Source organism: Agromyces sp. SYSU T00194 (assembly GCF_040496035.1).
Classification (GTDB): Bacteria; Actinomycetota; Actinomycetes; order Actinomycetales; family Microbacteriaceae; genus Agromyces; species Agromyces chitinivorans.
Genome location: NZ_JBEPJZ010000002.1, coordinates 710,085 through 731,709, shown reverse-complemented (window position 1 = coordinate 731,709; position 21,625 = coordinate 710,085). Strand labels below are relative to the sequence as shown.

22 protein-coding genes are annotated in these 21,625 nt (G+C 72.6%); 14 read left to right on the top strand and 8 right to left on the bottom strand.

The genetic code is table 11. From position 1 onward, the window contains the following. The first annotated feature begins 126 nt into the window (after positions 1–126). The 4 genes from ABZK10_RS16225 (at position 127) to ABZK10_RS16210 (ending at position 4,236) form a co-directional block, all read left to right on the top strand. Complete coding sequence (locus ABZK10_RS16225; protein WP_353810322.1) at positions 127–1,182, top strand: glycosyltransferase family 2 protein; 1,056 nt, start codon at positions 127–129, stop codon at positions 1,180–1,182. 3 nt (positions 1,183–1,185) lie between these two features. Further along, the gene (locus tag ABZK10_RS16220) at positions 1,186–1,998 is read left to right on the top strand and encodes a CDP-alcohol phosphatidyltransferase family protein (RefSeq protein WP_353810321.1); all 813 of its coding nucleotides are present in this window, start codon (positions 1,186–1,188) and stop codon (positions 1,996–1,998) included. A 35-nt stretch (positions 1,999–2,033) separates the two neighbouring features. Then, positions 2,034–2,879 (top strand): glycosyltransferase family 2 protein, encoded by an 846-nt coding sequence (locus tag ABZK10_RS16215; RefSeq protein WP_436408546.1) that lies wholly within the window; start codon positions 2,034–2,036, stop codon positions 2,877–2,879. Between the two features lie 73 nt (positions 2,880–2,952). Further along, positions 2,953–4,236 (top strand): CDP-glycerol glycerophosphotransferase family protein, encoded by a 1,284-nt coding sequence (locus tag ABZK10_RS16210; RefSeq protein WP_353810319.1) that lies wholly within the window; start codon positions 2,953–2,955, stop codon positions 4,234–4,236. A gap of 13 nt (positions 4,237–4,249) precedes the next feature. On the opposite strand, the gene ABZK10_RS16205 is transcribed toward ABZK10_RS16210, so the two are convergent. The 3 genes from ABZK10_RS16205 to ABZK10_RS16195 form a co-directional block, all read right to left on the bottom strand. Next, the gene (locus tag ABZK10_RS16205; RefSeq protein WP_353810318.1) at positions 4,250–5,323 is read right to left on the bottom strand and encodes a hypothetical protein; all 1,074 of its coding nucleotides are present in this window, start codon (positions 5,321–5,323) and stop codon (positions 4,250–4,252) included. Between the two features lie 75 nt (positions 5,324–5,398). After that, a complete protein-coding gene (locus ABZK10_RS16200; RefSeq protein ID WP_353810317.1) occupies positions 5,399–6,169 on the bottom strand; it encodes an ABC transporter ATP-binding protein in 771 nt (256 codons plus the stop codon). Continuing rightward, positions 6,169–6,978 carry an ABC transporter permease gene (locus ABZK10_RS16195; protein ID WP_353810316.1) on the bottom strand — a complete coding sequence of 270 codons (810 nt, stop codon included), beginning with the start codon at positions 6,976–6,978 and terminating at the stop codon, positions 6,169–6,171. The genes ABZK10_RS16200 and ABZK10_RS16195 overlap by 1 nt, the downstream gene beginning before the upstream one ends. 111 nt (positions 6,979–7,089) lie before the next feature. On the opposite strand from ABZK10_RS16195, the gene ABZK10_RS16190 reads away from it, so the two are divergent. Next, positions 7,090–7,641, top strand: coding sequence for an ECF transporter S component (locus tag ABZK10_RS16190; RefSeq protein WP_353810315.1), 552 nt, complete (start codon positions 7,090–7,092; stop codon positions 7,639–7,641). A 76-nt stretch (positions 7,642–7,717) separates the two neighbouring features. Here the strand turns inward: ABZK10_RS16190 and ABZK10_RS16185 are convergent, their stop codons facing one another. After that, positions 7,718–8,410 carry a phosphocholine cytidylyltransferase family protein gene (locus ABZK10_RS16185; protein ID WP_353810314.1) on the bottom strand — a complete coding sequence of 231 codons (693 nt, stop codon included), beginning with the start codon at positions 8,408–8,410 and terminating at the stop codon, positions 7,718–7,720. A 463-nt stretch (positions 8,411–8,873) separates the two neighbouring features. Here ABZK10_RS16185 and ABZK10_RS16180 point away from each other — a divergent pair, with 463 nt between their 5' ends. From ABZK10_RS16180 to ABZK10_RS16170, 3 genes are read left to right on the top strand one after another with little or no spacing between them, the layout of a single operon-like run. Continuing rightward, entirely contained in the window at positions 8,874–10,133 is a 1,260-nt protein-coding gene (locus ABZK10_RS16180) for an ABC transporter ATP-binding protein (protein ID WP_353810313.1), read from the top strand. After that, positions 10,109–11,683 carry an ABC transporter permease gene (locus ABZK10_RS16175; protein WP_353810312.1) on the top strand — a complete coding sequence of 525 codons (1,575 nt, stop codon included), beginning with the start codon at positions 10,109–10,111 and terminating at the stop codon, positions 11,681–11,683. The genes ABZK10_RS16180 and ABZK10_RS16175 overlap by 25 nt, the downstream gene beginning before the upstream one ends. 10 nt (positions 11,684–11,693) lie before the next feature. Beyond that, the gene (locus tag ABZK10_RS16170; RefSeq protein WP_353810311.1) at positions 11,694–11,981 is read left to right on the top strand and encodes a DUF3039 domain-containing protein; all 288 of its coding nucleotides are present in this window, start codon (positions 11,694–11,696) and stop codon (positions 11,979–11,981) included. Between the two features lie 22 nt (positions 11,982–12,003). Here ABZK10_RS16170 and ABZK10_RS16165 read toward each other — a convergent pair whose 3' ends face one another. After that, positions 12,004–13,356, bottom strand: a complete 1,353-nt coding sequence (locus tag ABZK10_RS16165) for a nicotinate phosphoribosyltransferase (protein ID WP_353810310.1) — start codon at positions 13,354–13,356, stop codon at positions 12,004–12,006. A gap of 45 nt (positions 13,357–13,401) precedes the next feature. Continuing rightward, entirely contained in the window at positions 13,402–14,274 is an 873-nt protein-coding gene (locus ABZK10_RS16160; RefSeq protein WP_353810309.1) for an EamA family transporter, read from the bottom strand. Positions 14,275–14,342: 68 nt separating this feature from the next. Here ABZK10_RS16160 and ABZK10_RS16155 point away from each other — a divergent pair, with 68 nt between their 5' ends. From ABZK10_RS16155 to ABZK10_RS16135, 5 genes are all read left to right on the top strand, one after another. Next, a complete protein-coding gene (locus ABZK10_RS16155) occupies positions 14,343–15,206 on the top strand; it encodes a LysR family transcriptional regulator (protein ID WP_353810308.1) in 864 nt (287 codons plus the stop codon). 16 nt (positions 15,207–15,222) lie between these two features. Continuing rightward, positions 15,223–16,041, top strand: coding sequence for a glutamate racemase (murI, locus tag ABZK10_RS16150; RefSeq protein WP_353810307.1), 819 nt, complete (start codon positions 15,223–15,225; stop codon positions 16,039–16,041). 51 nt (positions 16,042–16,092) lie between these two features. Beyond that, positions 16,093–16,845, top strand: a complete 753-nt coding sequence (gene rph / locus ABZK10_RS16145) for a ribonuclease PH (RefSeq protein ID WP_353810306.1) — start codon at positions 16,093–16,095, stop codon at positions 16,843–16,845. A 17-nt stretch (positions 16,846–16,862) separates the two neighbouring features. Continuing rightward, positions 16,863–17,471: an RdgB/HAM1 family non-canonical purine NTP pyrophosphatase gene (gene rdgB / locus ABZK10_RS16140; protein WP_353810305.1), complete on the top strand. Its 609-nt coding sequence runs from the start codon at positions 16,863–16,865 to the stop codon at positions 17,469–17,471. An 88-nt stretch (positions 17,472–17,559) separates the two neighbouring features. Beyond that, the gene (locus ABZK10_RS16135) at positions 17,560–18,465 is read left to right on the top strand and encodes a cation diffusion facilitator family transporter (protein WP_353810304.1); all 906 of its coding nucleotides are present in this window, start codon (positions 17,560–17,562) and stop codon (positions 18,463–18,465) included. Positions 18,466–18,580: 115 nt separating this feature from the next. Here ABZK10_RS16135 and ABZK10_RS16130 read toward each other — a convergent pair whose 3' ends face one another. Both ABZK10_RS16130 and ABZK10_RS16125 read right to left on the bottom strand, forming a co-directional pair. After that, positions 18,581–19,372, bottom strand: coding sequence for a DedA family protein (locus ABZK10_RS16130; RefSeq protein ID WP_353810303.1), 792 nt, complete (start codon positions 19,370–19,372; stop codon positions 18,581–18,583). Between the two features lie 377 nt (positions 19,373–19,749). After that, complete coding sequence (locus ABZK10_RS16125) at positions 19,750–20,406, bottom strand: biliverdin-producing heme oxygenase (RefSeq protein WP_353810302.1); 657 nt, start codon at positions 20,404–20,406, stop codon at positions 19,750–19,752. 324 nt (positions 20,407–20,730) lie between these two features. On the opposite strand from ABZK10_RS16125, the gene ABZK10_RS16120 reads away from it, so the two are divergent. After that, positions 20,731–21,600, top strand: a complete 870-nt coding sequence (locus ABZK10_RS16120) for an LLM class flavin-dependent oxidoreductase (RefSeq protein ID WP_353810301.1) — start codon at positions 20,731–20,733, stop codon at positions 21,598–21,600. Positions 21,601–21,625 lie beyond the last annotated feature (25 nt).

The following is a 21,625-nucleotide window of genomic DNA, read 5'->3' as shown; positions in this document are numbered from 1 at the left end:
CCCGCACGCTCCTTCCTCGACGGGCCGTCGGATGCTGCATCCGGCGGCCCGTCGTCGTGCCCGGCGCTCCCCGGGCGGGCGTTCCCCTGCTGGTAGCATCGATCGACCCGAGCACGAGTGAGGACGATGGCCGACGACCACCCCGATGCGGCGGCGCATCCGCTCTCCGGCGTCTCGTACGTCATGCCGGTCCTGAACGACGTCGCGCACGTGCGCGCCGCCGTCGACTCGATCCTTGCGCAGGACTACGACGGCCCCGTCGACGTGGCCATCGCGGTCGGCCCGTCGATCGACGGCACGACCGAGCTCGTCGACGACCTCGCGCGCCGTGACCCGCGCATCCGCGTGATCGAGAACGAGGTGGGCTCGACGCCCGCGGGCCTGAACCTCGCGATCCGCGCGTCGCAGTACCCCGTCGTGGTGCGCGTCGACGCGCACTCCGCCCTGCCGCCCGACTACGCGCGGGTCGCGGTCGAGGTGCTCGCCCGCACGGGCGCCGACAACGTCGGCGGCATCATGGATGCGCAGGGCGAGACGCCGTTCGAGCGCGCGGTCGCACGTGCGTACGGCACGAAGGTGGGCCTCGGTGGTACGCCGCACCACGTCGGCGGTCCCGAGGGCGCTGCCGACACCGTCTATCTGGGCGTCTTCCGCCGGGAGGCGATCGAGGCGGTCGGCCTGTTCGACGAGGAGATCAAGCGCGGCCAGGACTGGGAGCTGAACAAGCGCCTCCGCGAGGCGGGCGGCACGGTCTGGTTCACCCCGGAGCTCAAGGTGACCTACCGCCCGCGCGGCTCGGTCTCGCGGCTCGCTCGGCAGATGCTCTCGACGGGCCTCTGGCGGGGCGACCTCGCGCGCCGGTTCCCGTCGGCCAACGGCATCCGCTACTTCGCGCCCCCGGTGGCGGTGCTCGGCATGCTGCTCGGCACCCTGCTCGGCGTGGCGGGCATCGTGCAGGCGGCGGTCGGGGCGACGCCCTGGCTGCTCCTCGGCTTCGTCGTGCCGGCGCTGTACGCCCTGTTCGTCGTCGCCGCGACACTCGCGTACGGACGCGGCGACGGTCCCGCAGTCGCCGCCCGGTTCCTCGTAGTCTTGCCCTGCATACACGTGTGCTGGGGGATCGGGTTCATGCTCGGCTTCCTCTCGCTCACGCGCAACATCGCCGCGCACACGGGAAGGTGACGGATGCCTGAAGCCATCGACGATCGCGGGCGACCGTCGAGCATCGCGGAGCTGCGCGAGGTGGCGCAGCCGCCCGAGGTGCGCGGCCGCCGCAACGCGGAGCACTGGACCGCGTCGCTGTACCTGCGCAACCTCTCGCCGTACGTCACGTGGGTGCTGCTGAAGACGTCGATCTCGGCGAACGGCGTGACCGGCCTCATGATCCTCATCGGTTGGTCGACGGCCGCGGCACTGCTCATCCCGGGCATCTGGGGCCCGCTGCTCGCGGTCGTGCTGGGCCAGCTGCAGATGCTCGTCGACTGCTGCGACGGCGAGGTCGCACGCTGGCGGCGCACCTCGTCGCCCGCCGGGGTGTTCCTCGACAAGGTCGGGCACTACACGACCGAGGCGCTCATCCCGCTGGCGCTCGGCATCCGCGCGGCGGCGTACCCGCTCGAGTTCCCCGCCGACTTCCTCTGGACGACGCTCGCCGCCCTCCTCGCCCTCATCATCGTGCTGAACAAGGCGCTGAACGACATGGTGCACGTGGCGCGGGCGAACGCGGGCCTCGCGAAGCTCGCCGACACCCAGGGCGAGACCGCGCCGCGCGGCGGGCTCATCCTCGCCCTGCGCCGCGCCGCGCGGTTCGTGCCGTTCCACCGGCTGTACCACTCGGTCGAGATGACCCTCATCATCTTCGCCGCCGCGATCGTCGGGCTGTTCCTCGGGGAGCCGCTCGTCGACCGCGTGGTGCTGATCGCGCTCGTGCCGTTGTCGCTGCTGGCGCTCCTCGGTCACTTCGTGGCGATCCTCGCCTCGCGCCGGGTGCGCGCGTGACCGACCGGCCCCGCGTCGGGGCCGTGGTGCTCACGATGGGCACACGGCCCGACGACCTGGCCCGAGGCATCCGGAGCCTGCTCGACCAGCAGGGCGTCGACGTCGACGTCGTCTGCGTCGGCAACGGGTGGGACCCGGCGACCGCCGAGCACGCCCTGCCGGGCGGCGTGCGCACGCTGCACCTGCCCGAGAACCTCGGCATCCCCGCCGGTCGCAACCGCGGCGTGCCGGAGGTCGCGGGGGAGTACCTCTTCTTCCTCGACGACGACGCGTTCCTGCCGAGCCCCACCTTCCTCGCCGACGCGATCGCGCTCGTGCGCCGCGACCCGGGCATCGGGCTCGTGCAGCCGCGGGTGGTCGACCCGGCGGGCGTTGCCTCACCGCGGCGCTGGACGCCGCGCATCCGCAAGGGCGATCCGGCCCGCGCGAGCAACGTCTTCTCGTGCTGGGAGGGTGCGGTGCTGCTGCCGCGCGCGGTGTTCGACGCCACCGGCGGCTGGGCCGATCCGTTCTTCTACGCGCACGAGGGCATCGAGCTCGCCTGGCGGGTGTGGGACACCGGGCACCGCGCGTGGTACGCGGGCGACCTCGAGGCGGGGCATCCGGTCATCGAGCCCACCCGGCACGCCTATTACTACCGCCTCAACGCCCGCAATCGCGTCTGGCTGGCCCGTCGCAACCTCCCGGCGCTGCTCGTGCCCGTCTACGTCGGGTCGTGGACGGCCATCCAGGTGCTGCGCTGGGCGCGGCAGCCGGCGGCCCTGCGCGCATGGTTCGGCGGCTGGCGCGAGGGGTGGCGCGCCGACCCCGGCGAGCGGCGCCGCATGCGCTGGTCGACGGTGTGGCGGATGACCCTGGCGGGCCGCCCGCCCGTCGTCTAACGATTCGCTACCGACCCCCGTGCGAGGGCCGTCCGCGTCAGGTCGCGCGGCGGGCGCTGGGTACCCTTGACCGGTGAGGATCGGACGTGACGTGCGGCTCGCCGTGAAGGTGGCCCGCGAGCTGTGGGCGGCGCGCCGCGGGCAGACCGCAGTGCGCAAGAAGCTCGTCGAGACGCCCCCGCTCGAGCCGCACTCGTTCGCGATCGGCGTCTACTTCGCCGACGGCGACGTGAACCTCTACCAGCTGCGGCAGTGGTACAAGCCCCTCGAGGAGCTCGCGAAGACCTGGCCCGTGGTGATCCTCAGCCGCAACGCCACCGCGGCGACCCGGCTGCTCGAGGAGTCGCCCGTGCCGGTCGCGTACGTGCGCACGGTGGTCGACCTCGAGCACCTGTTGCACGAGCAGGAGCTGCAGGTGGTGTTCTACGTCAACCAGAACACCCGCAACTTCCAGATGATGCGCTACGGGCGCCGTTGGCACGTGTTCATCAACCACGGCGAGTCCGACAAGATGTACATGACCACGAACCAGTTCAAGGCCTACGACTACGCCCTGATCGCCGGCGACGCGGCCCGCGCCCGCCTCGGCAACGTGCTCTGGGACTACGACTTCGACAAGCGCGCCCTCCCGATCGGCCGGCCGCAGGCCGACCACTACTCGGGCGAGCTGCCGTACGTGCCCGACGACCGCGAGGTCGTGCTGTACGCGCCCACCTGGGAGGGCGATCGCGCGGCCGCCGCGTACGGGTCGATCGCGTCGCACGGCGTGAGCCTCGTGCGCGCCCTGCTGGCCACGGGACGCCACCGCGTCATCTACCGGCCGCACCCCCGGTCGGGCGTCGTCGACCACGAGTACGGCACCGCGAACGCCGAGATCGTGCGCCTCATCGACGAGGCGAATGCGACGGATGCCTCGGCGCAGCACGTGCACGACACGGGCGCGGAGCTCGGCTGGCAGCTCGCCGCGGCCGACATGGCGATCGTCGACATCTCGGCGATGGTCTACGACCGGCTCGCCGCTGGCAAGCCGCTGATGGTCACGCGCCCGGTGAACCCCGCGGCCGAGATCGACACGGGCGGCTACCTCTCCGCGTGCGAGTGGCTGACCGCCGACCAGGCGGGCGACATCGTCGCGCGCATCGACCGCCTCGAGCACGACGACGACTCGCTCGAGCGCCTCGCGTACTGGGTCGAGCGCTACTTCGGCGATACGACCCCCGGTGCGACGACAGCCCGTTTCCACGCGGCCGTGCAGCACCTCATGGACGAGTGGGAGCGCTTCGCGAAGCTCCACGCGGGCGACCCCGAGGTCGACGAGCACGACTCCGAGGCCGAGGAGCTCGGCACGGAGCTGTAGCCGGCACCGGGCGCTACGAGGCCGCGTCCTCCGCGGTTGCCTCGGGAGCGGATGCCGCCTCGGCACCGGTCGCGTCGGCACCGGTCGCGTCGGCACCGGTCGCATCGGTGTCGTCCGCCGAGCGGCGGCGCACGCCGGGCACGATGCGCCCCGCCGAGCGCGCCGCGCGCACGACGCCCCCGGTCGCGGCGGACCCGATGCGGCGCAGGCGCCCGCCCGAGGCATCCGCCACCTGCGCCTCGCGCACGGTCGGCTCGATCACCGACGGCACCCGCGCGGGAGGCGGCCCGAACGCGAGGCGCGACTGCTGCAGCACGCGTCGGCCGAGCACGTGGTTGCCGGCACCGCCGATGACGGCGCCGATGCCGAACGGGATGGCCTTGCCGATGACGCTCGCGCCGCCGCGCGCGGCGAACTGCTTCACGAACGTGTGGCGCAGCCGGTCGACGACGGTCGACATGACGGCCTTCGGCAGGTTGCTCGTGATGAGCTCGCCCCAGTAGGCGTTGCGGTCGGCGCCGCTGCCGGTCGCCTGCCCGGCGAACTGGCGGATCAGGTCGCTGCCCTCGCGCCCGAGCATGAGCGTCATGACGAGTGCGCGCGCCCGGTCGGGGTTGTCGACGGCGATGCCGTGCACCTCGGCGACCGACTGGGCGAACAGCGCCGTGGTCTCGAGGAAGCCCGCCGTCTCGACGCCGGAGAGCGCCAGGGTGACGGGCGTCGAGATCGCCGGGATGACCGCGGTGGCGCCGACGGCCGCACCGCCGGTCGTGATGGCGGCGAGGTAGCGACGCTCGAGGATGCGCACGAGCTGCTCGGGTGTCGCGTGCGGCGAGCGGCGACGGATGCCCCGCAGGTGCGCGATGACGATCGGGCGCTGCACCGCGAGCACGCGGTCGATGGTGCGCAGCAGCATGGGCGACGACTCGTCGGCCGGGCCGCGGCCTCGCGCGTCGGGTTCCTCGTACGCTCCGTGCGGCTCGGGGCCCGGCGGGTGCTCTGCGTGGCCCGGCTCGTGCGGCGGGGCGTACGGCATGCGGGGCGCATCGCTCCCCAGCGTGGTGATCCTGTACACCGGCTCGGCCATCGCGCCATCATACGTCGGCGAGGTGGGCGAGCCGAGGGGGTTGCGCGGCGCGGGACGATGCCTCCCGGCGCGCGATCAGCGCGACGCGGAGTCGGCGTTGTACCGCTCGAGCACCTCGTCGATGGGGCCGTCGAGCACGAGCGCGCCCTTGTCGAGGTACAGCCCGCGCGCGCAGAAGCGGCGCAGGTCGCGCTCGTTGTGCGAGACGAAGAACAGCGTGCGCCCGCCCGCGAGCATCTCCTCGATGCGGCGGTAGCACTTCTCGCGGAACGCCTTGTCGCCCACCGCGAGCACCTCGTCGACGAGGATCACCGGTTCCTCGAGCTGAGCGATGACCGAGAACGCGACGCGCACCTTCATGCCGCTCGAGAGGTGCTTGTACGGGGTGTCGAGGAAGTCGCCGATCTCGGCGAACTCGACGATGCCGTCGAAGCGCTCCTCGATGAGGCTGCGGCGCATGCCGTGCAGGCCCGCGGTGAGCATGATGTTGTCGCGCACGGTCAGGTCGTCGACGAACCCGCCGGTGATCTCGATGAGCGGCGCGACGCCGCCCTCGACGGTGACCGACCCCTCGTCGGGCAGCATGACGCCCGCGACGAGCTTCAACAGCGTCGACTTGCCCTGGCCGTTGCGGCCGACCACGCCGATGGCCTCGCCCGGGCGCACGTCTACGGTGACGTCGCGCAGCGCCCAGAACTCGTCGGGGCGCGAGCGGCGCGAGCGGCCCGCCAGGAGGTCCTTGAACGAGCGGCGGCCGCGGCGGTTGCGGCGGAAGCGGATGCCGACGGCATCGACGCGGATCCCGCCGGCGGGTGCGGGGCGCGCCTGCTGCGTGGCATCCGTCATCAGATCTCCTTCAGCACTGCGCGCTCGGTGCGGCGGAACACCCAGACGCCGATCGCGAGGAACCCGAGCGACATCGCGGCCGCGACGCCGACGGCGTACCAGTCGAGCTCGGTCGGGAAGAAGCCGGCGCGGTACAGCCCGAAGATGCCGGTCAGCGGATTGAACGCCGCCCACGGCTGGAGCGACTCGGGCAGGTTGGACGTGCCGTAGACGATGGGGGAGGCGTAGAAGAGGAAGCGCAGCACGAGCTTCACCGCCCGCTCGAAGTCGCGGAAGAACACGACGAGCGGTGCGACGATCAGGCCGAGGCCGACGACGAGCACCGACTGGAGCACGATCGCCAGGGGGAACAGCAGGAGCTCCCAGTGCGCCTCGGCGCCGAAGATGACGGCGAAGAAGGCCAGCACCGGGATCGCCAGCAGGAACTCGATGCCCTTCGACAGGGCGATGCGGGTCACCCACACCGTGCGCGGGAGCTTCGTCGAGCGCACGAGCTTCGCGTCCTTGAGGAACGCGCGCGTCGAGTCGGAGACGGCGCCGGTGAACCACATCCACGGCAGCAGGGCGGCCAGCAGGAACACGATGTACGGCTGGGTGCCCACGAGCCGCTCGAACACGACGGTGAAGACGAACCAGTAGATCGCCGCCATGACCAGGGGGTCGAGCACCGACCAGAGGTAGCCGAGCGCCGACGTCGAGTACCGCACCTTGAGGTCGCGGGTCGTCAGCAGCCAGAGCGCGTGGCGGTAGCGTGACCACGGGCTGCGCGCGTACGGGTGCGCCTCGGCGTAGCTGGTCACGACATTCATCGTAGAGGTCGGCGCGCCCGGGTCCGGCCAAGCGGTCGGCCGGGTCCTCGATGCCCGCGCCGACGCCGGGCGGCGGTAGGTTGGGAGCATCGAGACGGTGGAGGCGAACCGGTGGATCGGGTCAGCACGCGGGTCATCCTGAGTTGCGCGGCGATCGGCGTCGGCGGCGGCTTGTTCGCCGCGGGTGCCGGCTACCTGGCGGGCCTCATCGCGGTGCTCGCGCCCGTGCTCTACGGCGTCACCATCGGCACGCACTTCCTGCCCAGCGCGGTCGGCCTCGCCCTGCTGCGCCGCCCCGGCACGGCGGTGCTCACCGGCCTGATCGCCGGCCTCGTCGCATCCGCCTTCGCCCCGCAGTGGGTGCTGCGCTACATCGGCACCGGCCTGCTGGTCGGCGTGCTCCTCGAGCTGCCGTTCCTCGTGACGCGGTACCGCACCTGGGCGGCCTGGCTGTACTACCTGGCCGCCGGCCTGTCGGGTGTGGTGCTGGGCCTGGCGGTGTTCATCGCCTTCGGCGCCGAGTACTACGCCCCCGCGGTCTGGGCGATCGCCCTGCCGCTCTACGTGCTGAGCCCCGTGGCGTTCACCTGGCTCGGCCGGGTGATCGCCGCGGCACTCGAGCGCGCGGGGGTCGCACGGTCGTCGCGCCAGCGCACCGGCTGACGCGCCCCCGACATGCGGAACGCCGGCGCCCTCGGGCGCCGGCGTTCCATGTGATCGCAGTCCGTGTGATCGCAGGTCACACGAAGTGGTTCGCGCGCTCCAGGTCTTCCGCGAAGTCGATCTCGACCGCGTAGAGGTCGGAGATGTCGAGCGGCTCGACGAGCAGGGCGTCCTCGGCGATCGCGAGCTCGAGGCCGCGCTCGAAGTAGTCCTGGTCGTCGACGCGGTGCAGCTGGCGCACGAGCGCCGCCTTGTCGTGCGACGCGATGTAGTTGATGCCCACGGCCTCGCCGAGCCCGCCCGCGACGGTCTTCGACAGCGACCGGATGTAGCCCTCGGCGCCCGTCGTGTACTTGACCTCCTCGTCGGAGACCTTCGACGTGTTGACCGTCACGAACGACTGGTCGCGCGCCATGAGCGCCACGGCGCGGTCGAGCACGCGCGGGTCGAACACGACGTCGCCGTTCATCCAGAGCACGCCGCCGTCCTGCGAGGCGCGGAGGGCGCGCAGCAGGCTCTTCGAGGTGTTCGTCTGGTCGTACTCCTCGTTGTAGACGAACGAGGCCGCGGGGAACGACTCGATGATGTGCTCGAGCTTGTAGCCGACGACGATGGTCACGCCCGCGGCGTTGCCGAACGCGTGGTGCACGTTGTCGAACTGCTGCTGCATGATGGTGCGGCCGTCGCTCAGCGGCGTCAGCGGCTTCGGGAGGGACCGGCCGAGCCGGCTGCCCATCCCCGCCGCGAGGATCACGATCTGGGTGCTCAATGCATCTCCTTGCTGTGGTGGCGGATGCAGCGAAGGAGGAGACCGTCTGACCAGCACAGCGTCATTCGCGACGAATCGTTCCCCAACCGTTCATCCGGAAGTTCACATCTGGACACACCGTTATGCCGGAGCCAGAATACCCGAGCGCCCTGAACGGAGCCGACGGGGTTGACATACCGTGTCCCGATTGTGACACGCTCGTCGTGTAGCGTGGCGCCGAAGGCGATGCGACCGAGCTTCGGGGGGAATGCATGGCGGACGCGCGCGAGCCGTGGGGGCTTGCTAGGTTGGGACGGTGACACCCGTGCCGCCGTTCCGGGATGACGGAGACCGCACCGATGGGCCCGACCAGGGCGCATCGGCCGCCGGTGCTGGCCGAACGGGCGGATCCAAGCGCACCTCGGCATCGCGTTCCGCGTCGAGCGGGGCGGCGGACGTGCGCGGCGCCTCGGCGCGTCGCGTCGTGGCCGACCGCACCCGGGCGCGCTCGCAGGCCGCATCCGATGCCAAGTCGTCGCGCACCGACGTCACCACCGCCGTGGCCGAGCGCAGGCGCCGTGCGCGCGTCGCCGCGTCGACCGTGGTCGGCGGGTCGCGCCTCGAGCCCGACCCCATGGGGGGCGCCCCGAAGCTGGAGGAGGACCCCGTCGACGAACTGCTCGAGGACGCCGTCGTGACCGACGCCGACGCACCCGTCGACGACCTCGAGGGCGTCGACGACGCCGTCGTCGACGAGCCCGCCGAGCCGGACGCGGCCGACGATGCCGAGTCGCCCGACGACGCCGACGTGGTCACCCCGCCCGCCGACGCGCTCGAGTCGGAGTTCGCCGTGGACTTCGCCCCGGTGCCCGAGGAGGAGCCCGCACCGGCCCCGGTGCGCACGACCAAGTCGCAGCGCGGCCCGCGGCGCTTCAAGCGCCGCACGAGCATCCGCCCCGCCCGCCCGGCGCCCGGCCCCGACGCTCCCGTGGTGCTCTCGCTCGACGGACTCGGCAAGCGCTTCGGCTCGACCGTCGCCGTGCAGGACGTCGACCTCGAGGTGCGCGCGGGCTCGTTCTACGGCATCGTCGGCCCGAACGGGGCCGGCAAGACGACGACGCTCTCCATGATCTCCGGGCTGCTGCGCCCCGACGCCGGCGCGGTCACCGTGCACGGCATCGACGTCTGGAAGGACCCGCGCCGCGCCAAGCAGGCGCTCGGCGTGCTGCCCGACCACCTGCGCGTCTTCGACCGGCTCACCGGCAGCCAGCTCCTCTACTACGCGGGCATCCTTCGTGGCCTCGACGCGAAGACCGTGCGGCAGCGCTCCGCCGAGCTCGCCGCGGCGTTCGGCGTCGAGGAGGCGCTCGACCGCCTGGTCGCCGACTACAGCGCCGGCATGACGAAGAAGATCGCACTCGCGGCATCCATGATCCAATCGCCGCGCGTGCTCGTGCTCGACGAGCCGTTCGAGTCGGTCGACCCGGTCTCGACGGCGAACATCAGCGACATCCTGCAGCGCTTCGCCGACCGCGGCGGCACCGTCATCATCTCCAGCCACGGCATGGACCTGATCGAGCGCGCCTGCGACAGCGTCGCCGTGATCGTCGGCGGTCGCGTGCTCGCCGAGGGCACCATGGACGAGGTGCGCGACGGGCGCACGCTCGAGGACCGGTTCGTCGACCTCGCGGGTGGACGCAAGGCCGCGGAGGGGCTCGAGTGGTTGCACAGCTCGTCCGACTGAAGCTGCACCTGCTGGCGAACATGTTCCGCCGGTCGGCCTGGCAGGTCGTCGGGATCGTGCTGGGCATCGCGTACGGCATCGGGGTGTCGCTGCTCGTCACGACGATCCTCGCGGGGCTGCGCCTCGCGCCCGACACCGGCCTGATCCGCGACGCGCTCGTCGTCGCCGGGTCGGTCGTCGTCGCCGGGTTCATCGTCGTGCCGCTCATCCTCGGCGTCGACGACAGCATGGACCCGCGCCGCTTCGCGCTGTTCGGCATGCCCGACCGCACCCTCGCGATCGGCCTCGCCGTCGCGGCGACCGTCGGCATCCCGTCGGTCGTGCTCGGCATCGGCCTCGTCGGCACCGTCATCACCTGGAGCCGCGGGTTCTGGGTCACGCTGCTCGCGCTCATCGCCGCAGCGGTCGCGTACGGCACCTGCATCCTGCTCGCGCGCGTCTCCACCTCGATCGGGGCGTTCGCGCTCTCCACGCGGCGCTCCCGCGAGGCGCTCGGCGTGCTGGGCATCGTGCTGGTCGTGCTCGCCGCGCCCGCGCTGCTGTCGCTGCTCACCGTGGACTGGGCGCGGTCGGGGCTGCGCGTGCTGGAGCAGGCCGCCGCAGTGCTCGGCTGGACGCCGCTCGGCGCGGTGTGGGCCGTCCCGGGCGATGCCGCCTCCGGCCAGGTCTGGACGGCGCTGCTGAAGCTCGTCATCGCCGGCGGCACGCTCGTCGGACTCTGGTACGCGTGGCAGTGGCTCGTCGCGCGCATGCTCGTGACGCCCGGCCGCGAGGCATCCGCCCGCTCCTACCGCGGCCTGGGCTGGTTCGACGTACTGCTCGGCACGCCGAGCGGCGCGGTTGCCGCGCGCACGCTCACCTACGTCTTCCGCGACGCCCGCTACTGGGCGTCGTACCTCATCCTGCCGATCGCGCCGATCCTCGTGGTGGTGCCGCTCGGCATCGCCGGCGTCGACCCGTCGGTGCTGGCGCTCATCCCCGTGCCGATGGTGGCGCTGTTCCTCGCCTGGACGGTGCACAACGACGTCGCGATGGACCACACCGCGGTCTGGATGCACGTCGCGTCGGGCGTGCGCGGCGTCTCCGACCGGCTGGGTCGCCTCCTGCCCGTCCTCCTCGTGGGCGTGGTCGTGATCGCGGTCGGCGCGCCGATCAGCGCGATGTTCTACGGCGACATCGCGGTGCTCCCCGCGATCGTCGGGGTGAGCGGATGCCTCCTCGGCAGCGCCCTCGGCATCGGCAGCATCGTCTCGGCGCGCTTCCCGTACCCGGCCGTGAAGCCGGGCGACAGCCCGTTCCAGGCGCCGCAGTCGTCGTCGAGCATCGCGGCATTCGTGCAGTCGATCACGATGCTCGCGTCGATCGTGTTCGCCCTGCCCGCCGTCTGGTTCACCTGGCGCGGCATGTCCGGGCTCGACCGCTGGTACGAGTCCGCCCTGTGGTCGGGACTCGGCATCGGCGCCGCCGTGCTGGTCGCCGGCGTGCTCATCGGCGGTGCGGTGTTCGAGCGTCGTGGTCCCGAGATCCTCGCCGCGGCGCAGCGGGCGTAGAATTCTGCGCATGGTCCACGACGTCCACGCCAGCATCGCCGACCCCGACAGCACCGGTGGAGGCACGTCGGTGCTCGACCGCGAACTCGAGAAGCTCCTCGAAGAGGAGCACATCGAACCGGGCGACCATGAGCGCTTCTCCCACTACGTCAAGAAGGAGAAGATCCTCGAGTCGGCCATGACCGGCAAGCCGGTCAAGGCCCTCTGCGGCAAGAAGTGGACCCCGGGTCGCGACCCGGAGAAGTTCCCGGTCTGCCCGGCCTGCAAGGAGATCTACGAGCGGATGCGGAAGGAGTAGCCGCCTCCGCCTCCACCTCGCTTCAGCGGTACGTCGTCGGGATCGCGGCCTCGCCCGCGCCGAGGCGGAAGGCCTCGATCGGCAACTCCTGCATGGCCGCTGCGCGGTGCTCGCGCGCGAGCCGCGTGCCCTCCGGCCCGAGCCAGCGCGCGTCGGGCTCCCCGGCGCGCATGAGGGGCACGACGAGGTCGCGCTCCGTCGATTCGGTGCCGGTGCCGGTGCCGGTGTCGGTGCCGGTGCCGGTGCCGGGCGCCGGGGTGGCATCCGCCCCCTCGACGATCACGATCTCCTCGCGCGCGGTGCGTGTCCGGTCGATGCGCCGCACGGCGTGCTTGCGGCCGCCGACGCTCGCCTTGTGCGCGCTCGACTTCGCCACGTCGACCCACGCGCCGGCGTCGTCGCGGCGTGCGACGAGCTTGTAGACCATGCCGGCGGCCGGATGCCCCGAGCCGGTCGCCACCCGGGTGCCGACGCCGAACGCATCGACGGGCGAGCCCGAGAGCGCGGCGATGAGGTACTCGTCGAGGTCGCTCGTCACGGTGATCCTCGTGTGCACGGCGCCGAGGGCGTCGAGCTGGCGGCGCACGTCGGCGACCACGGTGGGCAGGTCGCCCGAGTCGATGCGCACCGCGCCGAGCCCGGTGCCGGCGACCTCGATCGCGGTGGCGACGCCTCGCTCGATGTCGTAGGTGTCGATGAGCAGCGTGGTGTCGGGCCCCATGGCCTCGACCTGGGCGCGGAACGCGTCGGCCTCGCTGTCGTGCAGCAGCGTGAACGAGTGGGCCGCGGTGCCCATCGTCGGCACCTCCCAGGTGCGCCCCGCCTCGAGGTTGCTCGTGGCGTCGAAGCCCGCGATGTACGCGGCCCGCGCCGCGGCGATCGCCGAGCGCTCGTTGGTGCGGCGCGATCCCATCTCGGCAAGCGGGCGGCCGAGGGCGACCGACGACATGCGCGCGGCGGCGCTCGCCACGGCCGAGTCGTAGTTCAGCACGCTGAGGATGAGCGTCTCGAGCACGACCGCCTCGGCGAACGAGCCCTGCACCGTCACGAGCGGCGAGCCCGGGAAGTACGCCTCGCCCTCGCGGTACCCCCAGACGTCGCCCGAGAACCGGTAGTCTGCGAGCCAGTCGAGCGTGGCCGGCCGCACGACCTCGTTGGCGCGGAGCCACTCGAGTTCGGGGTCGTCGAAGCGGAACCGGTCGATGAGCTGGAGCATCCGCCCCGTGCCGGCCACCACGCCGTAGCGACGGCCCTCGGGCAGGCGGCGGGCGAACGCCTCGAACACGCTCTCCCGCTCGGCCGTGCCGCTCTGCAGGGCGGCGTCGACCATGGTCAGTTCGTAGCGGTCGGTGAGGAGCGCGGCGGATCCGGTCACGAGTGCGAGCCTACAACCGGCGCGCGCGGCTTCTGCGACGCGGCGTCAGGCGCCCGCGGCCGCGGCGGCGGGCCCGGCGCTGCGGGCGGGGCGGCCCACCGCGATCACGTTGCCGATCGAGATGAGCGCCAGGCCGGCGAGCTGCCAGGCGCCGAGCGCCTGCCCGAGCACGATGAAGCCGGCGAGGGCCGCCGCGGCCGGCTGCACGCTCTGGAGCACGCCGAACACGTTGCGGGGGAGCACCCGCAGCACGGTGAGGTCGATCGAGTACGGCAGTGCCGACGACAGGATGCCGGCGGCCAGGCCGATCAGCAGCACGTGGCCGAGCGCGCGCGGGTCGAGGCCCGCCAGCGCGAGCACCAGCAGCGGGGCGGTGAGCAGCGCGGCGACGAGGCTCGCGATCGCGGTGCCCTGCACGCCGGGCAACTGCGCCCCGACCCGTTGGTTCAGCACGATGTACGCCGCCCACGCCGCTGCGGCGAGCAGGCCGAGCGCGACCCCGACGGGGTCGATGCCCGGCACGGTGCCGGTGAGCAGCACGACGCCGGTGCCGGCCAGCGCGGCCGCGCCGAGGTCCAGCCGGCGCCGCGAGCCGACGAGCGCGAGCGTGAGCGGCCCCAGGAACTCGAGGGTGACCGCGAGGCCGAGCCCGAGCCGCTCGACGGCGCCGTAGAGCGCCCAGTTCATGACGACCAGCGCGAGCCCGAGGAGGGCCGCGGGCCAGAGGGCCCGCCGGGTGAGCGTGCGCGGGTCCGGGCGCGAGACCCCGAGGAGGGTCACCGCGGCGACGGCCTGTCGCAGCGCGACCACGCCCGCCGGCCCGACGAGCGGGAAGACGGTCGCACCGAGGGCGGCGCCGACCTGCACCGAGCAGGCGCCGCCGACGGATGCTGCGGCTGCGGCGCGTTCGCGGTTCATGCCGTTCACGCTAGATCCGATTGTCACGCCTGAGAAATGCAATCTGCGCTGATTGATACGCTGTGCACATGGATGTGGAGCTGCGGCACCTGCGGGCGCTGATCGCGGTCGACGAGGAGCGCTCGTTCACCGATGCGGCGGTCGCCCTGGGCGTCTCGCAGGCGGCCGTCTCGCGCACGGTCGCCGCGCTTGAGCACGAGCTCGGCGTGCCGCTGCTGCATCGCACGACCCGTCGGGTCGAGCCGACCGACCAGGGCGCGGCCTTCCTCATCGTCGCCCGGCGGGTGGTCGGCGAGCTCGACCGCACGGTCGCCGGGCTCCGCGGCGAGGCGGCGACGATCCGCGTGGGGTACGCGTGGGCGGCGCTCGGCGCGCACACGACGCCGGTGCTGCGCGCCTGGAACCGGGCGCACGCCGACGCGCGCCTCCGGCTGGTGCGGGTCAGCCGTGCCGACCTCGCGCTCGCCGAGGGCCGGGTCGACCTCGCCGTCGTGCGCGGGCCGCTCGCCCGCCGCGACCTGCGCTCCGAGGTGGTCGGCACCGAGCGTCGCGTGGCGGCACTGCCGCTGGACCATCCGCTCGCCTTCCGCACGTCGGTCGGTCTCGCCGACCTCACCGCCGAGACGCTGGCGATCGACCCGCACAACGGCACCACCACGCCGTCGCTCTGGACCGACGAGGGCCTTCCCGCGCCGGCGACGGTCGAGACCGACGACGTCGAGTCGTGGCTCGACCTCATCGCCGCAGACGAGGCGATCGGCGTCACCGCCGAGGCGACCGCCGAGCACTACCCCCGGCCCGGGGTCGCGTTCGTGCCGATCGCCGATGCGCCCACGGTCGAGGTGCGCCTCGCATGGCCGCGCGCGCATCCGCACGACGCGGCCGGGCGACTGGTGCGCGCCGTGCGGGCGGCGTACGACGGCACGGGCTGATCTAGGCTTGGACACCGTGACGGACGCGCCGATCGGGATCTTCGACTCAGGAGTGGGCGGGCTCACCGTGGCCCGCGCGGTCAAGGACCAGCTCCCGAACGAGTCGATCCTCTACATCGGCGACCTCGAGCACTCGCCGTACGGCCCCAAGCGCATCGCCGACGTGCGCGAGTACGCGCTCGCCGTGCTCGACGACCTCGTCGCGCAGGGCGTCAAGATGCTCGTGATCGCGTGCAACACGGCATCCGCGGCGATGCTGCGCGATGCGCGCGAGCGCTACGAGGTGCCCGTGGTCGAGGTGATCCAGCCCGCCGTGCGCCGGGCGGTCGCGGCCACCCGTTCCGGCCGCGTCGGCGTCATCGGCACCGCCGGCACCGTCAACTCCCGCGCCTACGAGGACGCGTTCGCCGCCGCCCCGCACCTCGACCTGCACACGCGTGCGTGCCCGCGATTCGTCGAGTTCGTCGAGTCGGGCGTCACGACCGGGCCCGAGCTGCTCGCGGTCGCCGAGCAGTACCTGGCGCCGCTGCGCGAGGCATCCGTCGACACCCTCGTGCTCGGCTGCACCCACTACCCGTTCCTCAAGGGCGCGATCCAGTACGTCATGGGCGAGGCGGTCACGCTCGTCTCCAGCGACGTCGAGACCGCCAACGACGTGTACCGGGTGCTCGTCTCGACCGGGCTCGAGCGCACCGCGACCACGCCGCCGACGTACCGCTACGAGGCCACCGGGCGCAGCGAGGAGGAGTTCCTCGGGCTCGCGCACCGGCTCATGGGCCGCGAGATCCAGCACGTCGACCTGGTGCACACCGGCACCATCCCGATCCAGCGCTGACGCGACGCATCCGCCGCCCGTCACGCACCGCACCACCGCGATAGGAGCACCATGACCGACCAGCCCGACCTGCTGCGCGCCGACGGGCGCACGCCCGCAGACCTCCGCGACGTCACCATCGAGCGCGGCTGGAGCGAGCACGCCGAGGGCTCCGCGCTCATCTCGTTCGGCCGCACCAAGGTGCTCTGCACCGCCTCGTTCACGAACGGCGTGCCCCGCTGGCTCACAGGCAAGGGCAAGGGGTGGGTGACGGCCGAGTACGCGATGCTCCCGCGCTCGACGAACTCCCGCAACGACCGCGAGGCGGTCAAGGGCAAGATCGGCGGGCGCACGCACGAGATCTCGCGCCTCATCGGCCGGAGCCTGCGCTCGGTCGTCGACATGAAGGCGCTCGGCGAGAACACCGTCGTGCTCGACTGCGACGTGCTGCAGGCCGACGGCGGCACCCGCACCGCCGCCATCACGGGCGCCTACGTGGCGCTGGCCGACGCGCTCGAGTGGGGCCGCGAGCACCAGTTCATCGGCAAGAAGGCCGTGCCGCTCACCGACTCGGTGTCGGCCATCTCGGTGGGCATCATCGACCGCGTGCCCATGCTCGACCTCGCCTACGTCGAGGACGTGCGCGCCGAGACCGACATGAACGTCGTCGCGACCGGCTCCGGTGCCTTCGTCGAGGTGCAGGGCACCGCCGAGGGGGCGCCGTTCGACCGCGCCGAGCTCGACGCGCTGCTCGACCTGGCGCTGGCCGGCACGCGCGAGCTCGCCGAGATCCAGCGCGCGGTGCTCGCCGCCGCGCGCGCCTAGGCTCCGGGCCGGCGACGATGGAGATCGTGCTCGCGACGCACAACGCGCACAAGGTCGAGGAGTTCCAGCGCATCATCGGCGAGCGGATGCCCGGCATCACCGTGCTGGCGTACGACGGCCCCGAACCCGTGGAGGACGGCACCAGCTTCGCCGAGAACGCGTTCATCAAGGCCCGCACCGCGGCCGCGCACACCGGGCGCATCGCGCTCGCCGACGACTCGGGCATCGCGGTCGACGTGATGGGCGGGTCGCCGGGCATCTTCTCGGCGCGCTGGGCGGGTCCGGGAGCCGGGGCGGTCGCGAACCTGGAGCTGCTGCTCGCGCAGCTGTCCGACCTCGTCGACCCGTCCAAGCGGGCCGCGTCGTTCCACTGCACGATCGCGCTGGTCGTGCCCGAGGGTGCGGGCGAGCCCGAGGAGTTCGCCGCGGTCGGCGTGTGGCCGGGACGGCTCGCGACCGAGGCATCCGGCGCCCACGGCTTCGGGTACGACCCCGTCTTCGTGCCCGACGGGCACGAAGTGACCGCGGCCGAGCTCACCCCCGAGCAGAAGAACGCCGAGAGCCACCGGGCGCGCGCGTTCGCGGCGCTGCTGCCCGAGCTGGAGCGCGTCGCCGCCACCGCGTGAGGCCCGTCGCGGCCTGTTGAGAACGCGAATCGTTCCCGATTGCGGTCGCGTGCGATTCGGCGCGCGCCACCCGCCTACGCTGGTGGCGATGGGACACGACCACGACCACGCGCGCACCGCGAATCGCACCCGGCTGGGCATCGCGATCGCCATCGTCGCGTCGGTGCTCCTGCTCGAGGTCGCAGGCGCCCTGCTGAGCGGTTCGCTCGCCCTGCTCGCCGACGCCGGGCACATGCTCTCCGACCTCATCGGGCTCATCATCGCGCTCGTCGCCGTGATCGTCGCCGGGCGTCCCGCGACCGACCGGCAGACCTACGGCTACCAGCGCGTCGAGGTCTTCGCCGCGCTGCTGAACTCGGTGATCCTGCTCGTGATCGCCGGGTCGGTCACGGTCGAGGCGGTCGGGCGCTTGGTGCGAGCGGATGCTGCCGAGCCGGCCGGGCTGCCGATGATGATCGTCGCCGTCGTGGGTCTCGTCGCCAACATCGCCGCGCTGCTCGTGCTGCGCGCCGGCGCGACGTCGTCGATCAACATGCGCGGCGCCTACCTCGAGGTGCTCGGCGACACCCTCGGGTCGATCGCGGTGATCGTGGCGGCCGGAGTGATCCTGCTGACGGGCTTCGGCGCGGCCGATGCCATCGCGTCGCTCGTGATCGCCGCGCTCATCGTGCCGCGCGCGTTGCTGCTGCTGCGCGACGTCATGCGCGTGCTCAGCGAGTCGGCGCCGCCCGAGACGTCGGTCGCCGAGATCCGCGCGCACATCCTCCGCACCGCCGGCGTCGTCGAGGTGCACGACGTGCACGTCTGGGCCATCACGTCGGGCTCCCACGTCTTCACCGCACACGTCGTGGTCGAGCCCGAGCTGCTCGCCGAGGGCCGGGCATCCGCGCTCCTCGACGAGCTGGGCGGATGCCTCGCGGAGCACTTCGACGTGGAGCACTCCACGTTCCAGCTCGAGCCCGCCGGGCACCAGGAGCGCACGCAGCACCCGTGACGCGGTTCGCGCGGGGCATCCGCTCGCCTGCCGGCACGTCGAACTCGCGCCGGCAGGCCGAACTCGACGTGCCGCACTGAGTTTCGACGTGCCGGCGTTTCGACGTGCCGGCGCGTCAGTCGCGGTCGTCGTCGCGCGGGTGCTCGTGGTGCCCGTGCCCGTGCCCGTGCTCGTGGTGGCCGTGCTCGAGCGTCTCCTGGTCGAGCACGAGCTCGCGCGCCTCGAACTCGTCGGTGACGACGTCCTCCCCGGCGGCCTCGGCGCGGTGGGCCCGCCGGCTCGACTGCCAGTAGTGGAACAGCGTGACGGCCGCGGTGAGGCCGACCGCGACGAGCAGGATGAGGTCGATGTACTCGCGCACGAAGTCGCGGATCCACGGGATGTACGCGATGACGTACCCGAAGTAGGTGAGCCCGACGCCCCAGAGCAGCGCGCCGATGAGGTTGTAGAGCGAGTACTTGCGGTAGTCCATGTGGCCGACGCCCGCGGCGACCGGCGTGAACGTGCGCACGATCGGCACGAACCGGGCGAGGATCACCGCCATCGCGCCGAAGCGCGCGAAGAACGCGTTCGTGCGCTCGACGTTCTTGACGCTGAAGATGCCCGACTCCTTGCGTTCGAAGACGCTCGGTCCGAACTTGTGGCCGATCAGGTAGCCGACCTCGCCGCCGACGAACGCGGCGAACCCGATCGCGAGGCACACCCACCAGATGTCGAGCCCGAAGACGAGCGAGGTGTGGGTCAGCAGCCCGGCGATGATGAGCAGCGTGTCGCCCGGCAGCAGGAAGCCGACCAGCAGGCCGGTCTCGGCGAAGACGATGACGCACACGACGAGCAGCGCCCATGGCCCGGCGGCGGCGATGATCGTCTCCGGGTCGAGGAACGGCAGGAGCGCGGTCGGGCTCATCTCGGTGGACTCCAGACGTCGGCAGGCCTCGCGCGGCGGCTGCGTCGGCGGGAAACGTGAGCTTCAGTCTATCCGCGAGGGGTGCGCACGGAACCGGGGGCGAACCCCCGGAACGGGGGCGGGTGGCTCGGTGGCGCGCCGCGTGCCGCGTGCCGGCCGGGGGTGGTGCCGCTTTTCAGGAACGGCGCCGGCAGGTGCCGCAGGATGTGCGGTGCATCCGACCACTCCCGCAGGTCATGCGGGGTCGGATGCCTCGGCCGCGCATCGTTCGGGTGCAGGCCGGGCGCCTCGGCCCGGTTCCTGAAAACGACGTGCCTTCGTCGGCGGGCGGACGTGCGCAGGCCCCGGCCGCCCGTCCACGGGTGCCGGCGGCGCCGTCAGGCCCCGAGCGCGTCGAAGACCGCGCTGTTCAGCGCGAACGACTGGCGCACCTCGGCGATGAGGCGGTCGACGGATGTCCCGGGCAGCCGTAGCGCGTTGATGCCCTCGCGGTAGCGGCGCTTGAACGGCACGGGTGCTTCGATTCCCTCGAACCGTGCGAAGCCGAGCTGTTCGGGCGTCGCGCCGTAGTGCCGAGCGATGAGCGCGGCGATCGCCTGCCCGCCCGACAGGTCGCCGAGGTACCGCGTGTAGTGGTGCGCGAGGTACTCCACCACGTCATGCCGGGCGACGATGCCGCGCAGGTGGGCCGCATAGCCGGCGGTCGCGGGCAGAGCCTTGTGGGTCGCGCGCCGGTCGGTGACGCCCAGCGCGACGAGGTCGGACTCGATCGCGGGCATCCGTGCGAGTGCTGGGTCGAAGATCGCAGGGTCGCCCGCACGCGGCTCCCACGACTCGAGCGCCTCGTAGACCCAGGCGAGCTGGGCGAGGTAGCGGGCGTACCCGCCGAGGGAGAGCTCGCCGGCCATGAGGCGCGTCACGAACCCGCGCGACTCCGCCGCCCGGTGATCGTCGGCCGATGCGCTGCGGATCAGGGCGGCGACGTCGAGCGGCGCCGCGTCGGTCGCGTCGAGGAGGGCGGTGTCGCTCGTCATGGGAAGCCGATCGTCAGGTGAGGTTAGCCTAACCAAACCTATGCGGGTTCGGCTGTGTTCGGCAATACCCCCGGCCCGGCGTGTGTGCTCGCTTTTCAGGAGCTCGGTCGCGGCGCGGTGAAGGATGTGCGGGGCATCCGTTCCGAATCGGTGGATCATGCGGTCACGGATTCTCCCGCCGACGATCGTGCGGTCGTGGGGCGCCCGCGCCCGCCCTGTTCCTGAGAAACGTGCGCCTTCGGCGAGACTCAGCGGTGACCGGGTCGCCAGGAGGACGGCCGAGAACACTCGGCAGATGTGGGCGGTGCGGGGTAGCGTCCCCGCATGCGCTACGGCTTCGTCGTCACCGGGTCCGACCCGAACCTCGCCGTCGAGCTCGCCCCGCTCATCGAGCAGCACGGGTGGGACGGCATGTTCGTGTGGGAGGGCATCTGGGCGACCGACCCGTGGTCGGTACTCGCCGCCGCGGCGATGCGCACCGAGCGCATCCGCCTCGGCACCATACTGACCCCGCTGCCGCGCCGCCGCCCGTGGGAGCTCGCGAGCCAGACCGCCACGGTCGACGCCCTCTCGGGCGGGCGCACCGTGCTGTCGGTCGGGCTCGGGGTGCCGGCCGAGGTCGAGCAGCGGTTCTGGCTGTTCGAGGACGACCCCGGCCGCCGCATCCGCGCCGAGCACCTCGACGAGGGGCTCGAGATGCTCGAGCACCTCTGGCGCGGCGAGCCGTTCGCCTACGCGGGCACCCACTATCGCGCTGCGCGCACCGAGACGATGCTGCCGGCCCCGACCGTGCAGCGCCCGCGCATCCCGACCTGGGTCGTCGGCGTCTGGCCGCGCATGCGGTCGATGCGGCGGGTCGCCCGGTACGACGGGTGGATCCCGAACTACGCCCCGCCCGGGGCATCCGTCGTCGACGCCGAGCAGCAGGCCGCCGCATACACGCCGGAGGTCGCCGCCGAGGCGATCTCGTGGATCCGCGCCGAGCGCGAGCGCCTCGGCCTCGCCGACCGGCCGTTCGACGTGGTGCAGGAGGGCCGCACGACCGGCACCGACGGGCTGGCGGATGCCGCAGCCGTGCGCCCGTGGATAGACGCGGGCGCCACGTGGTGGATGGAGGCCGACTGGTCGGTCCCTGAGGAGCGGGTGGCGGATGCCGCGCGCGAGCGCATCGCCGCCGGGCCGCCGCGCGTGTGATCCACAGCGGCGTGGTGTTGCCGCC

What these genes read in the sequence shown, in the direction of transcription:
- ABZK10_RS16130 (WP_353810303.1), bottom strand. Translation starts at nt 19,372, where the DNA reads ATGAGCCCGACCGCGCTCCTGCCGTTCCTCGACCCGGAGACGATCATC.
- ABZK10_RS16220 (WP_353810321.1), top strand. Translation starts at nt 1,186, where the DNA reads ATGCCTGAAGCCATCGACGATCGCGGGCGACCGTCGAGCATCGCGGAG.
- rph (WP_353810306.1), top strand. Translation starts at nt 16,093, where the DNA reads ATGACCGACCAGCCCGACCTGCTGCGCGCCGACGGGCGCACGCCCGCA.
- ABZK10_RS16125 (WP_353810302.1), bottom strand. Translation starts at nt 20,406, where the DNA reads ATGACGAGCGACACCGCCCTCCTCGACGCGACCGACGCGGCGCCGCTC.
- ABZK10_RS16215 (WP_436408546.1), top strand. Translation starts at nt 2,034, where the DNA reads ATGGGCACACGGCCCGACGACCTGGCCCGAGGCATCCGGAGCCTGCTC.
- ABZK10_RS16225 (WP_353810322.1), top strand. Translation starts at nt 127, where the DNA reads ATGGCCGACGACCACCCCGATGCGGCGGCGCATCCGCTCTCCGGCGTC.
- rdgB (WP_353810305.1), top strand. Translation starts at nt 16,863, where the DNA reads ATGGAGATCGTGCTCGCGACGCACAACGCGCACAAGGTCGAGGAGTTC.
- ABZK10_RS16120 (WP_353810301.1), top strand. Translation starts at nt 20,731, where the DNA reads ATGCGCTACGGCTTCGTCGTCACCGGGTCCGACCCGAACCTCGCCGTC.
- ABZK10_RS16155 (WP_353810308.1), top strand. Translation starts at nt 14,343, where the DNA reads ATGGATGTGGAGCTGCGGCACCTGCGGGCGCTGATCGCGGTCGACGAG.
- ABZK10_RS16135 (WP_353810304.1), top strand. Translation starts at nt 17,560, where the DNA reads ATGGGACACGACCACGACCACGCGCGCACCGCGAATCGCACCCGGCTG.
- ABZK10_RS16195 (WP_353810316.1), bottom strand. Translation starts at nt 6,978, where the DNA reads ATGAATGTCGTGACCAGCTACGCCGAGGCGCACCCGTACGCGCGCAGC.
- ABZK10_RS16205 (WP_353810318.1), bottom strand. Translation starts at nt 5,323, where the DNA reads ATGGCCGAGCCGGTGTACAGGATCACCACGCTGGGGAGCGATGCGCCC.
- ABZK10_RS16170 (WP_353810311.1), top strand. Translation starts at nt 11,694, where the DNA reads ATGGTCCACGACGTCCACGCCAGCATCGCCGACCCCGACAGCACCGGT.
- ABZK10_RS16160 (WP_353810309.1), bottom strand. Translation starts at nt 14,274, where the DNA reads ATGAACCGCGAACGCGCCGCAGCCGCAGCATCCGTCGGCGGCGCCTGC.
- ABZK10_RS16200 (WP_353810317.1), bottom strand. Translation starts at nt 6,169, where the DNA reads ATGACGGATGCCACGCAGCAGGCGCGCCCCGCACCCGCCGGCGGGATC.